Raw genomic sequence first — 12,062 nt, 5'->3', positions numbered from 1 at the left:
GGTCACGTTCAGGTCGCTTTCAGACCCGTTCCTCTGAGCTTTATCCGCGCGGATCCCAGGTAGGGTTAACCGTAGCGGAATTTTGTGTTTGCGGACGCGCGAATACATCGAAACACCCCCGCATGCGGGGTACGTATGAGACGGGGACGCAGGTCCCTAAACGCAAGTTGCAACAAAGGGGACACTCCTCAATGCCAACGATCCAACAGCTGATCCGCAAACCGCGTCAGCCAAAACGTAAAGTTTCCAAGTCGCAGCACTTGGAACAATGCCCTCAGAAGCGTGGCGTCTGCACACGCGTCTATACAACCACTCCGAAAAAGCCGAACTCGGCGATGCGGAAAGTTGCCAAGGTGCGCCTGACAAATGGCTTTGAGGTCATCAGCTACATTCCCGGTGAAAGCCACAACCTTCAGGAGCACTCTGTGGTTCTGATCCGTGGCGGTCGTGTAAAAGACCTTCCCGGTGTGCGTTATCACATCCTTCGCGGCGTTCTGGATACCCAAGGCGTCAAAGACCGTAAGCAACGTCGTTCGAAATACGGCGCCAAGCGTCCTAAATAAGGAGAGGCTGATATGTCACGTCGTCACGCCGCTGAGAAACGCGAAGTCCTGCCCGACGCCAAATATGGTGATACGGTCCTGACCAAATTCATGAACAACCTGATGCTCGATGGTAAGAAATCGACAGCAGAGAAAATCGTCTACAACGCGCTGGATCGTGTTGAAGGCAAGATCAAGCGCGCCCCTGTGGAAGTGTTCCACGAAGCGCTCGACAACATCAAACCCGCCGTTGAGGTTCGCTCGCGTCGTGTGGGTGGTGCAACATATCAGGTGCCTGTTGAAGTGCGTCCTGAGCGCCGCGAAGCCCTTGCGATCCGCTGGCTGATCAAAGCGTCACGCGCCCGCAACGAGAACACGATGGAAGAACGCCTTGCAGGTGAGCTTCTGGATGCTGTTCAGTCCCGCGGTGCTGCTGTGAAAAAGCGCGAAGACACGCACAAGATGGCAGATGCCAACAAAGCGTTCTCGCACTACCGCTGGTAAGTTTAACCTTTCATTCAAGGACCATATTCTATGGCACGCGAATACCCCCTCGAACTGTACCGTAACTTCGGTATCATGGCGCACATCGATGCAGGTAAAACCACCTGTTCCGAGCGCATCCTGTATTACACAGGGAAATCCCACAACATCGGTGAGGTGCATGACGGCGCTGCAACGATGGACTGGATGGAGCAAGAGCAAGAGCGCGGCATCACCATTACGTCTGCTGCGACAACGACATTCTGGGAACGTACCGAAGACGGCACAACGCCAGATAGCCCCAAGCACCGCATGAACATCATCGACACGCCAGGCCACGTTGACTTCACGATTGAAGTTGAACGCTCGCTGGCGGTTCTCGATGGTGCTGTCTGTGTTCTTGACGCCAACGCCGGTGTTGAGCCCCAGACAGAAACTGTGTGGCGTCAGGCCGACCGCTACAAAGTTCCACGTATGGTTTTTGTCAACAAAATGGACAAAATCGGCGCGGACTTCTTTAACTGCGTGAACATGATCGAAGACCGCACAGGCGCAAAAGCTGTTCCTGTTGGTGTTCCAATCGGTGCCGAAACCGAGCTGGAAGGTCTGGTTGATCTGGTCACTATGGAAGAGTGGCTGTGGCAGGGTGAAGACCTTGGCGCATCGTGGATCAAAGCACCTATTCGTGAAAGCCTGCAAGACATGGCAAACGAATGGCGCGGCAAGATGGTCGAAGCTGCTGTCGAAATGGACGACGAAGCAATGATGGAATACCTTGAAGGCAACGAGCCTGATGTTCCAACACTGCGCAAACTGCTTCGCAAGGGCACGCTTGAACTGGCATTCGTTCCGGTTCTGGGTGGTTCGGCATTCAAAAACAAAGGTGTCCAGCCACTGCTGAACGCTGTTGTTGATTACCTGCCATCGCCGCTGGACGTTGTTGATTACATGGGCTTCAAACCCGGTGACGAAACAGAAACCCGTGACATCCCACGCCGTGCGGATGACAACATGGCGTTCTCGGGCCTTGCGTTCAAAATCATGAACGACCCCTTTGTTGGGACACTGACGTTCACACGCATCTACTCGGGCGTGCTGAACAAAGGTGACACGCTGCTGAACTCGACCAAAGGTCGTAAAGAGCGCGTTGGCCGTATGATGATGATGCACTCGAACGACCGTGAAGAAATCACAGAAGCGTTCGCGGGCGACATTATTGCGCTTGCTGGTCTGAAAGACACCACAACAGGTGACACGCTTTGCGCCGTCAACGAACCAGTAGTTCTTGAAACAATGACGTTCCCTGATCCTGTGATCGAGATCGCCGTTGAGCCAAAAACAAAAGCCGACCAAGAGAAAATGTCGACTGGTCTGCAGCGTTTGGCGGCCGAGGATCCATCCTTCCGTGTGGAAACTGACCTCGAAAGCGGCCAGACCATCATGAAGGGCATGGGCGAACTTCACCTCGATATCCTTGTGGATCGTCTGAAGCGCGAATTCAAAGTCGAAGCGAACATTGGTGCGCCACAAGTGGCCTACCGTGAGACCATCGGCCACGAAGTTGAGCACACCTACACCCACAAGAAACAGTCGGGTGGTTCGGGTCAGTATGCCGAGGTGAAAATGATCATCTCGCCAACAGAACCTGGCGAAGGGTATTCGTTCGAAAGCCGCATCGTTGGTGGTGCTGTGCCCAAGGAATACATCCCTGGCGTTGAAAAAGGCATCAACTCGGTTATGGACAGCGGCCCCTTGGCGGGCTTCCCCGTGATCGACTTCAAGGTTGCCCTGATCGACGGTAAATTCCACGACGTGGACTCGAGCGTTCTTGCGTTTGAAATCGCGGCACGGATGGCGATGCGTGAAGGTATGCGCAAAGCGGGTGCAAAGCTGCTTGAGCCGATCATGAAAGTCGAAGTTATCACGCCTGAAGAATACACAGGTGGGATCATCGGCGATCTGACATCGCGTCGCGGTCAGGTTCAGGGTCAGGACACACGTGGTAACGCAATCGCAATCGACGCGTTTGTGCCACTGGCCAACATGTTCGGCTACATCAACACATTGCGTTCGATGTCGTCGGGTCGTGCCCAGTTCACCATGCAGTTCGATCACTACGAAGCTGTACCAAGCAACATCTCGGAAGAAATTCAGGCGAAATTCGCCTGATCACTCAAAGCGTAAGGTGGATTTCGATCCACCTTACATCTCAAAATCAAGGAGGCCATCATGGCTAAGGAAAAGTTTGAACGTAGTAAACCGCACGTAAACATCGGCACGATTGGTCACGTTGACCATGGTAAGACGACGTTGACGGCTGCGATCACGAAGCAATTTGGCGACTTCAAAGCGTATGACGAGATTGACGGCGCGCCCGAAGAGAAGGCCCGCGGGATCACCATTTCGACCGCGCACGTTGAGTACGAGACAGAGACACGCCACTACGCGCACGTCGACTGCCCCGGCCACGCTGACTACGTCAAGAACATGATCACAGGTGCGGCGCAGATGGACGGCGCGATCTTGGTTGTGAACGCAGCCGACGGCCCGATGCCCCAGACCCGCGAGCACATCCTGCTTGGTCGTCAGGTTGGCATTCCGTACATGGTTGTGTTCATGAACAAAGTTGACCAGGTCGACGATCCAGAGCTTCTGGAGCTGGTCGAAATGGAAATCCGCGAGCTGCTGTCCAGCTATGAATACCCGGGCGACGATATTCCGATCATCGCGGGTTCGGCTCTGGCCGCTCTGGAAGACCGCGACGACAACATCGGCAAAGAGAAAATTGCCGAGCTGATGGAAGCTGTTGACAGCTACATCCCGACACCAGCACGTGCTGTTGACCAGCCGTTCCTGATGCCGATCGAAGACGTGTTCTCGATCTCGGGCCGTGGTACAGTTGTGACAGGCCGTGTTGAGCGTGGCGTGATCAACGTGGGCGACGAGATTGAAATCGTTGGTATCCGCGACACAACAAAAACGACCTGCACAGGCGTCGAGATGTTCCGCAAGCTGCTGGACTCGGGCGAAGCTGGCGACAACATCGGTGCGCTTTTGCGCGGTGTTGACCGTGAAGGCGTTGAGCGTGGTCAGGTGCTGTGTAAGCCGGGTTCGGTTGCACCGCACACCAAGTTCGAAGCCGAGGCGTATATCCTGACCAAAGAAGAAGGTGGCCGTCACACGCCATTCTTTGCCAACTACCGCCCCCAGTTCTACTTCCGTACAACGGACGTGACAGGCACAGTTGAGCTGCCAGCAGGCACGGAAATGGTGATGCCGGGCGACAACCTGAAGTTCAACGTCGAGCTGATCGCACCGATTGCGATGGAAGACGGCCTGCGCTTTGCGATCCGCGAAGGCGGCCGCACCGTTGGCGCGGGCGTTGTTGCCAAAGTGATCGCTTAAGATCACACCCGCCCCGCACAGGGACGGACACCACAAACACCCAAAGGCCGCTTCCCAAAGAAGCGGCCTTTTTTATTGCAAATCGTCAAAACACCCCCTTGCCAGCATAATCGCAACCCCCTATACGCCACCCATCCAACGGGGTGCGCCGATGCGTGCCCCCATTTCGTTGGACCATAAGACGCGAAGAGGGGGGTCGATGAGCGACCTTCGTCCAATCCGTTAAAATCCCATCCGAAGGGATATGCATATGGCCGTTCAAAGCCAAAACATCCGTATTCGCCTGAAGGCGTTTGATTATCGGGTGCTTGATGCCTCCACACAGGAAATCGTCAACACCGCAAAGCGGACAGGCGCCAACGTTCGTGGCCCCATTCCGCTCCCCAATAAAATCGAGAAATTCACCGTCCTGCGTGGTCCACACGTTGACAAGAAATCTCGTGACCAGTTTGAAATCCGCACGCACAAGCGCCTGCTGGATATTGTTGATCCGACCCCCCAAACAGTTGACGCGCTGATGAAGCTCGATCTGGCTGCTGGTGTGGACGTCGAGATCAAGTTGCAGTCGTAAGGAGGGTATTTGATGCGCTCTGGAGTAATTGCGAAAAAGGTCGGCATGACCCGCCTTTTCATGGAAGACGGCAAGCAGATCCCTGTAACCGTTCTTCAACTCGATGCCCTGCAAGTTGTCGCCAACCGCACAACCGACCGTGATGGCTATACAGCCGTCCAACTGGGTGCTGGCACAGCCAAGGCAAAACGCACATCCGCCGCTATGCGCGGTCACTTCGCAGCAGCGAAAGTGGCACCCAAGCGCAAGATGGTTGAATTCCGCGTGACGGAAGACAACCTGATCGGCGTTGGTGAAGAAATCTCGGCCGAGCACTATATCGCCGGCCAAAAAGTTGACGTGTCTGGCACATCGATCGGTAAAGGTTTTGCTGGTGCGATGAAACGCTGGAACTTCGGCGGTCTGCGCGCGACACACGGTGTTTCGATCAGCCACCGTTCGCACGGTTCAACAGGTCAGTGTCAGGATCCTGGCCGCGTCTTCAAAGGTAAGAAGATGGCGGGTCACATGGGGGCTGCCAAAATCACCACACAAAACCTCGAAGTCGTTAAGACAGATGCAGACCGCGGTCTGATCATGGTCAAAGGCGCCGTTCCTGGTTCCAAAGGTGGTTGGGTGACTGTCAAAGACGCAGTGAAGAAAAAGCTGCCCGATGGCGTGCCATTCCCTGCCGCTCTGAAATCCACTGCCGCGCCTGCGGAAGCTCCTGCTGAGGACGCTCCCGCTGAAGGAGGTGAAGCATGAAACTTGATGTGATCAAACTTGATGGCAAAAAGGCGGGTTCCGTCGAATTGTCAGAAGATCTTTTCGGTCTTGAGCCACGTGCAGACATCCTGCACCGTGTCGTTCGTTGGCAGCGCAACAATGCGCAGGCTGGCACGCACAAGGTGAAAACCCGTTCGGAAGTCAAATACTCCACCAAGAAGATCTACCGCCAAAAAGGCACCGGTGGCGCACGCCACGGCGCACGTTCGGCCCCGATCTTCCGTGGGGGTGGCGTCTACAAAGGTCCGGTTGTGCGCAGCCACGGCCATGACCTGCCCAAGAAGTTCCGCAAACTGGGTCTGCGCCACGCGCTCTCGGCCAAAGCGGCTGCGGGCGAGCTGGTCATCATTGAAGATGCAGCAGCTGACGGCAAAACCGCCGCTCTGGCCAAACAGGTGAAAAACCTTGGTTGGAAGCGTGCGCTGGTGATTGATGGCGCTTCGGTCAACGAAGAGTTCCTCAAGGCATCGGCCAACATCGACGGTCTGGATATCCTGCCAACGATGGGCGCAAACGTGTATGACATCCTCAAGCGTGACACTCTGGTGATCACGAAGGCGGGCGTCGAAGCTCTGGAGGCTCGTTTGAAATGAGTGCAAAAGCTGAACACTACGATGTGATCCGCAAGCCGATCATCACAGAGAAAGCAACAATGGCGTCCGAGAACGGCGCCGTGGTTTTCGAAGTGGCAATCGACGCAAACAAACCCCAGATCAAAGAGGCGGTTGAAACGCTCTTTGGTGTGAAGGTCAAAGCGGTCAACACAACGATCACCAAAGGCAAGGCCAAGCGGTTCCGCGGCCAGCTTGGTAAACGTAAAGACGTCAAGAAAGCATATGTCATGCTGGAAGACGGCAACACGATCGACGTGAACACAGGTCTGTAACCCGACCTAAGTGATGTGGAATGGCCCCGCTTGTGTATGCAGGCGGGGCATTTCTTTTGGGGGCCGCCGCCTTGGAAGGCGGCGTCTGCTGCGTTTTCGAAAACGCAGCCCGGCCCCGTGACATGAGGTCCATTGCCGACCGGATCATTCGGCCCTAGGCTGGTGGTATGAAAAATATCACCAAACCCACCACCGACGACGCGCTTATTCAGGAATTTCTGAACAAGGGCGGCAAAGTTACCAAAGGCAAAACCAAACCCGCCAACCCTGAGTTGGGACTGAGCAATAATCAGTGGAACAACAAGTTGTCGAAAGAAGAGAAGGCCGCTCGGGATAAGAAGTGAGCGTCGCCCTTTTGTGCACGGAATCAAGCGCCCATAGGCGCGCCGTGCATCGCCAGACCGCCCGCACGGGCTGGCGATTTGGTTGTCCTTGGCGATCCACATTTATGGAAGATGTACTTGGCTGCCATAAAGCGCTGATGAAGGAAGGTTGATCGCCACCCCACGGTATTGCGATACACGGCGTAGGTTTCGCACTTAAACGCCCTCGCAGCTCTTGACCCAAACACTCCATCCCCCTAGTAAGCCTCATCTGCGCCGCCCCAGATTCGTCTGGGGCGTTTGTAGTTTTGTAATCGGGCACCTACGGGGGCCTAAACATCAGGTCCCCGCGCCACGGCAAAGGGGCCGCAAAGCAAATGGAAGACAGAAAGCATGGCACTCAAGTCGTATAAACCGACGACGCCAGGCCAGCGTGGGCTGGTACTGATCGACCGTTCGGAGCTTTGGAAAGGTCGCCCAGTCAAGGCCCTCACAGAAGGCCTGACAAAAAACGGCGGACGGAACAATACCGGACGGATCACAATGCGTCGCAAAGGTGGTGGTGCAAAGCGCCTCTACCGTATCGTCGATTTCAAGCGCAACAAAATGGACGTTGCCGCCACAATCGAACGTATCGAATATGACCCTAACCGCACCGCGTTTATCGCGCTGGTCAAATACGAAGATGGCGAGCAAGCCTATATCCTTGCCCCTCAGCGTTTGGCGGTTGGTGATCAGGTGATCGCGTCCGCGAAAGCAGACATCAAACCCGGTAACGCAATGCCCTTCAGCGGCATGCCCATCGGTACGATCATCCACAACATCGAACTGAAGCCTGGCAAAGGTGGTCAGATCGCGCGTGCCGCTGGCACATACGCCCAGTTTGTGGGCCGCGATGGTGGCTATGCCCAGATCCGCCTCAGCTCGGGTGAATTGCGCATGGTCCGTCAGGAATGCATGGCCACCGTTGGTGCCGTGTCGAACCCTGACAACTCTAACCAGAACTTTGGTAAAGCGGGCCGCAACCGTCACAAGGGCATCCGTCCTTCGGTGCGTGGTGTTGTTATGAACCCTGTTGATCACCCGCACGGTGGTGGTGAAGGTCGCACATCGGGTGGTCGTCACCCTGTGACCCCATGGGGCAAGCCTACCAAAGGTGCGCGCACCCGTAACAAGAACAAAGCGTCCAGCAAGCTGATCATCCGCTCGCGGCACGCCAAGAAGAAAGGGCGTTAATCTATGACTCGCTCTGTATGGAAAGGTCCTTTTGTCGACTCTTATGTCCTCAAAAAGGCGGAAGCTGCCCGCGAAAGCGGCCGCAACGAAGTCATCAAAATCTGGTCACGTCGTTCTACGATCCTGCCCCAGTTTGTTGGCCTGACGTTCGGCGTCTACAACGGCAAAAAGCACATTCCAGTGAATGTGTCGGAAGAAATGATCGGCCAGAAGTTTGGTGAATATTCGCCAACCCGTACCTACTACGGTCACGCGGCTGACAAAAAAGCGAAACGGAAGTAAGTCATGGGCAAGGCAAAGAACCCCCGCCGCGTGGCTGAAGGCGAAGCAATGGCGAAAACTCGCATGCTGCGCACCAGCCCGCAAAAACTGAACCTCGTTGCGGCCATGATCCGTGGCAAGAAAGTAGACAAGGCCCTGACCGATCTGACGTTCTCGAAGCGTCGCATCGCGGAAGACGTCAAGAAATGTCTGCAATCGGCCATCGCCAATGCGGAAAACAACCACAATCTCGACGTTGACGAGCTTGTCGTGGCAGAGGCTTACGTTGGTAAGAACCTGACACTCAAGCGCGGTCGTCCTCGGGCACGCGGTCGTTTCGGCAAGATCATGAAGCCGTTTTCGGAACTGACCATCAAGGTTCGCCAAGTCGAGGAGCAATCGTAATGGGTAACAAAGTCAATCCAATCGGTATGCGCCTTCAGGTGAACCGCACATGGGACAGCCGCTGGTATGCCGACACCAAAGACTACGGTGATCTGCTGCTCGAAGACCTGAAACTGCGCGAGTTCATCAAAACCGAGTGTAAGCAAGCTGGCATCAGCCGTGTGATCATCGAACGTCCGCACAAAAAGTGCCGCGTGACGATCCACACAGCCCGCCCTGGTGTGATCATCGGCAAAAAAGGCGCCGACATCGAAACACTTCGCAAGAAGCTGGCCTCGATGACAGACTCCGAGCTTCACCTCAATGTTGTTGAAGTGCGCAAGCCCGAGCTGGACGCGGCACTGGTTGCTGAATCCATTGCTCAACAGCTTGAGCGCCGTGTGTCGTTCCGCCGTGCAATGAAACGTGCTGTGCAAAACGCAATGCGTATGGGTGCCCTTGGCATCCGTGTGAACGTCGCGGGCCGCCTTGGTGGCGCCGAGATCGCACGGACTGAATGGTACCGCGAAGGTCGCGTTCCGCTGCACACGCTGCGCGCCGACATCGATTACGCACACGCAGAAGGCATGACCGCCTATGGTATCATCGGTATCAAGGTCTGGATCTTCAAAGGCGAGATCATGGAACATGATCCAGCCGCGCGTGACCGTAAAGCACAAGAACTCCAAGACGGCCCAACACCTCGCGGTGCTGGCGGTCGTCGTTAAGGGAGAAGAGAGATGCTTCAACCAAAACGTACCAAATTCCGCAAAGCCCATAAGGGTCGGATCAAAGGGGAAGCCAAAGGTGGATCCGATCTGAACTTCGGCTCGTTCGGTCTGAAAGCGCTGCAGCCTGAGCGTATCACAGCACGTCAAATCGAAGCGGCCCGCCGCGCGATGACACGTCAGATGAAACGTCAGGGCCGTGTCTGGATCCGTATCTTCCCGGACCTGCCAGTGACATCCAAGCCTGTCGAAGTGCGTATGGGTAAGGGTAAAGGCTCGGTGGATTTCTGGGCATGTAAGGTCAAACCTGGCCGTGTCATGTTCGAGATCGACGGTGTGCCAGAGCCCATCGCCCGCGAAGCCCTGCGCCTTGCTGCGATGAAACTGCCGATCAAAACACGGGTTGTCGTGCGCGAGGACTGGTAGTCCTCGGGCACAGTGGGCGGCAGGTGATTGCCAAGCAATCACCGAGAGCAGCATCACAGTAGCTACCTAAAAAACCCCCGCTTGGAAACAGGCGGGGGTTTTCCTCTAACCGGCAACCGATTTCGAAATCGGTTGCGTCCGCGTTTTTCAAAACGCGGCCCGCGCACAATGATCAAAGCCATCGCCATTCAGAGGCCGTGTACCCATGCAAAAGCTACAAACCGTCGATATCGTCAAATGGACGGCGACCGTTATCCAACTCATCGGTTATGGCCTCACCGGCCTTAACATTGTCCCCCTCAACGTGTTCTTCTTTTTCGCAGGCATCGCCCTCTGGTTCGCCGTCGGCGTCATGTGGAAAGACCGCGCGATCATGGTCGTCCATGTGGGCGCCTTTGTGTCACTGCTGGTGGGGTATTTGAACGCCGTTTAAGGCGTGACCGCATTCAACGCGTGCGGCAGGTGATTGGTCATGATCACCGAGAGCAGCACCACCGAAGCAACCTACAAATAAGAGCCCCCGCTTGGAAACAGGCGGGGGTTTTTTCTAAAGGAGACAAACATTTTATTTATAAAACGGGGTCAATTTTTGGCGTATGGGCTTTTGATCAGGGGTGCGCTGCGCATGATCATGGCGCTCTTAGTGCTGCAATTTGACGACGCCGCCGGGGGCAACCAGCCGCTATCTGGCTAGCGGCACAACAGGGCATGCCATTGATCAAGGATTGATGTGGGGCGCCGCAGGTATTGTGGTGAGGTTGCTCACGGTGATCGCGTAAAACAGAAACGGCTGACAACCTTACCGCCACCGCCCATAGTATTTCAGCTTGCGACGGATGCCATCAGGCTCCAAATGGCGGTATTTCCCTTTTGAAAAATGACCACCATCCAACGCAAGTCCCTGCTTGATTAATTCAGCACCGACATCTGTCCCGTCGCTGAGGTAACAAGTTCCAACGAGCCGATCATACGAAGTCTCCCCCGTCAGCGCGACGTCAATAACGTTGCCTTTACAGAGTTTCACCATAGCCCATTTCGATTTTTGGCCCCAAGGTTGATCGAGTTCAGGTGCATCAATTCCTGCCAACCGAACCTTGATTTTGCTAACGACAATCGTGTCGCCATCAATGACCCATGCGCGTCCACGCAGTTTCATAGAGGGGGGAACAGGAGGAGGAGGGTCATGCTCAACACCCGATGTTATCGGACGCTGGCGTTCAGTGTTTTGACGTTGTTTAGAAGTGATAGTCTTAGGTTTTGTGGGTCGTTTGGTTTCAGCACCCACGTTTCCGTTGCGCGACTGTGACGTTCCATTTTTATCGTGATACGCAGCACCTATTTTCGCAACGGCCCAGACGAACAAAGCAAAACCGAAACAAACAGCTAGAATTTCCAAAACATTGCACCGAAGATCTTATGGTTGTGCGTACGAGGTTATTCCCAATTATAGTTGAATGAAACGGAAATCCGATCGTCCTCGGCCATATTCATCGGCACCTCGTGGCGCAGCCAGCTTTCCCATAGCAGCACATCGCCCACGTTTGGCTTCACATACACAAACGTCTGCAATTCCTCGCGCGCATCACCTTTCCGCACTGGCGCGGCCATCATCATCTGGGACCGCGGGTCCTCCAGCTTCAGGGCCGATGTTCCCTCGGGCATTGCGACATAGGTCGTGCCAGAGATCACCGAGTGGGGGTGAATGTGCGAGGTGTGGATGCCGCCTTCGGGCAAGATGTTGATCCAGATGTCTTCCAGCACAAGTTTCTTGTCGCCCAGATCAAAGCACAGGTCCTCGGCAAATGCAGCTACGTGGCGGTCCAGCTGCTCCACCACATCCTTGAAGATCGGAAAGCGCCAGGGCAGGTCGGTCAGCGACGCGTAGGATGTGTAGCCCGCATAACCGTTTTCCTCGCACCAGTCTTGGCCGGCTTCGTCATCCTCGGCGATGGAAAAGCACGAGGCTTGCAATTCATCTTGGTCAACAGATCCAAGCGGGGCTTGGTAAAGGCGGGTCGCAAAGAGAGATTTGATGTTCATGTAGGTTCAATA

General features: G+C 55.2%; 17 protein-coding genes. 15 read left to right on the top strand and 2 right to left on the bottom strand.

What is annotated here, in order from left to right:
* Positions 1 to 191: 191 nt before the first annotated feature.
* The 15 genes from rpsL (at position 192) to L1065_RS14210 (ending at position 10,443) form a co-directional block, all read left to right on the top strand.
* Positions 192 to 563, top strand: coding sequence for a 30S ribosomal protein S12 (gene rpsL / locus L1065_RS14280; RefSeq protein WP_008204009.1), 372 nt, complete (start codon positions 192 to 194; stop codon positions 561 to 563).
* A 12-nt stretch (positions 564 to 575) separates the two neighbouring features.
* Positions 576 to 1,046 (top strand): 30S ribosomal protein S7, encoded by a 471-nt coding sequence (gene rpsG, locus L1065_RS14275; RefSeq protein ID WP_237096185.1) that lies wholly within the window; start codon positions 576 to 578, stop codon positions 1,044 to 1,046.
* 30 nt (positions 1,047 to 1,076) lie between these two features.
* On the top strand, positions 1,077 to 3,194 hold the full coding sequence (gene fusA / locus L1065_RS14270; protein WP_237096184.1) for an elongation factor G: 2,118 nt from the start codon (positions 1,077 to 1,079) through the stop codon (positions 3,192 to 3,194).
* Positions 3,195 to 3,254: 60 nt separating this feature from the next.
* Entirely contained in the window at positions 3,255 to 4,430 is a 1,176-nt protein-coding gene (tuf, locus tag L1065_RS14265; protein WP_237096183.1) for an elongation factor Tu, read from the top strand.
* Positions 4,431 to 4,680: 250 nt separating this feature from the next.
* Positions 4,681 to 5,001 carry a 30S ribosomal protein S10 gene (gene rpsJ / locus L1065_RS14260; protein WP_237096182.1) on the top strand — a complete coding sequence of 107 codons (321 nt, stop codon included), beginning with the start codon at positions 4,681 to 4,683 and terminating at the stop codon, positions 4,999 to 5,001.
* A 12-nt stretch (positions 5,002 to 5,013) separates the two neighbouring features.
* Entirely contained in the window at positions 5,014 to 5,745 is a 732-nt protein-coding gene (rplC, locus tag L1065_RS14255; protein ID WP_237096181.1) for a 50S ribosomal protein L3, read from the top strand.
* Positions 5,742 to 6,359: a 50S ribosomal protein L4 gene (gene rplD, locus L1065_RS14250; protein WP_237096180.1), complete on the top strand. Its 618-nt coding sequence runs from the start codon at positions 5,742 to 5,744 to the stop codon at positions 6,357 to 6,359. Before rplC ends, rplD begins: the two co-directional genes overlap by 4 nt.
* Positions 6,356 to 6,652 carry a 50S ribosomal protein L23 gene (locus L1065_RS14245; RefSeq protein ID WP_048599686.1) on the top strand — a complete coding sequence of 99 codons (297 nt, stop codon included), beginning with the start codon at positions 6,356 to 6,358 and terminating at the stop codon, positions 6,650 to 6,652. The genes rplD and L1065_RS14245 overlap by 4 nt, the downstream gene beginning before the upstream one ends.
* A gap of 167 nt (positions 6,653 to 6,819) precedes the next feature.
* Positions 6,820 to 6,996 carry a hypothetical protein gene (locus L1065_RS14240; protein WP_237096179.1) on the top strand — a complete coding sequence of 59 codons (177 nt, stop codon included), beginning with the start codon at positions 6,820 to 6,822 and terminating at the stop codon, positions 6,994 to 6,996.
* 372 nt (positions 6,997 to 7,368) lie between these two features.
* The gene (gene rplB / locus L1065_RS14235) at positions 7,369 to 8,211 is read left to right on the top strand and encodes a 50S ribosomal protein L2 (protein ID WP_237096178.1); all 843 of its coding nucleotides are present in this window, start codon (positions 7,369 to 7,371) and stop codon (positions 8,209 to 8,211) included.
* A gap of 3 nt (positions 8,212 to 8,214) precedes the next feature.
* Positions 8,215 to 8,493 (top strand): 30S ribosomal protein S19, encoded by a 279-nt coding sequence (rpsS, locus tag L1065_RS14230; RefSeq protein ID WP_237096177.1) that lies wholly within the window; start codon positions 8,215 to 8,217, stop codon positions 8,491 to 8,493.
* A 3-nt stretch (positions 8,494 to 8,496) separates the two neighbouring features.
* Positions 8,497 to 8,877, top strand: coding sequence for a 50S ribosomal protein L22 (rplV, locus tag L1065_RS14225; RefSeq protein ID WP_237096176.1), 381 nt, complete (start codon positions 8,497 to 8,499; stop codon positions 8,875 to 8,877).
* On the top strand, positions 8,877 to 9,584 hold the full coding sequence (gene rpsC / locus L1065_RS14220) for a 30S ribosomal protein S3 (protein WP_237096175.1): 708 nt from the start codon (positions 8,877 to 8,879) through the stop codon (positions 9,582 to 9,584). Before rplV ends, rpsC begins: the two co-directional genes overlap by 1 nt.
* A 12-nt stretch (positions 9,585 to 9,596) precedes the next feature.
* Complete coding sequence (rplP, locus tag L1065_RS14215) at positions 9,597 to 10,010, top strand: 50S ribosomal protein L16 (RefSeq protein ID WP_237096174.1); 414 nt, start codon at positions 9,597 to 9,599, stop codon at positions 10,008 to 10,010.
* A gap of 205 nt (positions 10,011 to 10,215) precedes the next feature.
* Complete coding sequence (locus L1065_RS14210; RefSeq protein WP_237096173.1) at positions 10,216 to 10,443, top strand: DUF6552 family protein; 228 nt, start codon at positions 10,216 to 10,218, stop codon at positions 10,441 to 10,443.
* Between the two features lie 366 nt (positions 10,444 to 10,809).
* Here the strand turns inward: L1065_RS14210 and L1065_RS14205 are convergent, their stop codons facing one another.
* Together L1065_RS14205 and L1065_RS14200 are read right to left on the bottom strand one after the other, a co-directional pair.
* Positions 10,810 to 11,406: a thermonuclease family protein gene (locus tag L1065_RS14205; protein ID WP_237096172.1), complete on the bottom strand. Its 597-nt coding sequence runs from the start codon at positions 11,404 to 11,406 to the stop codon at positions 10,810 to 10,812.
* Positions 11,407 to 11,444: 38 nt separating this feature from the next.
* Positions 11,445 to 12,050: a 2OG-Fe(II) oxygenase family protein gene (locus tag L1065_RS14200; RefSeq protein WP_237096171.1), complete on the bottom strand. Its 606-nt coding sequence runs from the start codon at positions 12,048 to 12,050 to the stop codon at positions 11,445 to 11,447.
* Positions 12,051 to 12,062: the final 12 nt, after the last annotated feature.

Source organism: Nereida sp. MMG025, from assembly GCF_021654165.1.
In the GTDB taxonomy this organism is placed as follows: Bacteria; Pseudomonadota; Alphaproteobacteria; order Rhodobacterales; family Rhodobacteraceae; genus Nereida.
Note: the sequence above shows the minus strand (reverse complement) of the source record. Positions and strands in the feature narration are given on the sequence as shown.

What these genes read in the sequence shown, in the direction of transcription:
- rpsL (WP_008204009.1), top strand. Translation starts at nt 192, where the DNA reads ATGCCAACGATCCAACAGCTGATCCGCAAACCGCGTCAGCCAAAACGT.
- rpsG (WP_237096185.1), top strand. Translation starts at nt 576, where the DNA reads ATGTCACGTCGTCACGCCGCTGAGAAACGCGAAGTCCTGCCCGACGCC.
- fusA (WP_237096184.1), top strand. Translation starts at nt 1,077, where the DNA reads ATGGCACGCGAATACCCCCTCGAACTGTACCGTAACTTCGGTATCATG.
- tuf (WP_237096183.1), top strand. Translation starts at nt 3,255, where the DNA reads ATGGCTAAGGAAAAGTTTGAACGTAGTAAACCGCACGTAAACATCGGC.
- rpsJ (WP_237096182.1), top strand. Translation starts at nt 4,681, where the DNA reads ATGGCCGTTCAAAGCCAAAACATCCGTATTCGCCTGAAGGCGTTTGAT.
- rplC (WP_237096181.1), top strand. Translation starts at nt 5,014, where the DNA reads ATGCGCTCTGGAGTAATTGCGAAAAAGGTCGGCATGACCCGCCTTTTC.
- rplD (WP_237096180.1), top strand. Translation starts at nt 5,742, where the DNA reads ATGAAACTTGATGTGATCAAACTTGATGGCAAAAAGGCGGGTTCCGTC.
- L1065_RS14245 (WP_048599686.1), top strand. Translation starts at nt 6,356, where the DNA reads ATGAGTGCAAAAGCTGAACACTACGATGTGATCCGCAAGCCGATCATC.
- L1065_RS14240 (WP_237096179.1), top strand. Translation starts at nt 6,820, where the DNA reads ATGAAAAATATCACCAAACCCACCACCGACGACGCGCTTATTCAGGAA.
- rplB (WP_237096178.1), top strand. Translation starts at nt 7,369, where the DNA reads ATGGCACTCAAGTCGTATAAACCGACGACGCCAGGCCAGCGTGGGCTG.
- rpsS (WP_237096177.1), top strand. Translation starts at nt 8,215, where the DNA reads ATGACTCGCTCTGTATGGAAAGGTCCTTTTGTCGACTCTTATGTCCTC.
- rplV (WP_237096176.1), top strand. Translation starts at nt 8,497, where the DNA reads ATGGGCAAGGCAAAGAACCCCCGCCGCGTGGCTGAAGGCGAAGCAATG.
- rpsC (WP_237096175.1), top strand. Translation starts at nt 8,877, where the DNA reads ATGGGTAACAAAGTCAATCCAATCGGTATGCGCCTTCAGGTGAACCGC.
- rplP (WP_237096174.1), top strand. Translation starts at nt 9,597, where the DNA reads ATGCTTCAACCAAAACGTACCAAATTCCGCAAAGCCCATAAGGGTCGG.
- L1065_RS14210 (WP_237096173.1), top strand. Translation starts at nt 10,216, where the DNA reads ATGCAAAAGCTACAAACCGTCGATATCGTCAAATGGACGGCGACCGTT.
- L1065_RS14200 (WP_237096171.1), bottom strand. Translation starts at nt 12,050, where the DNA reads ATGAACATCAAATCTCTCTTTGCGACCCGCCTTTACCAAGCCCCGCTT.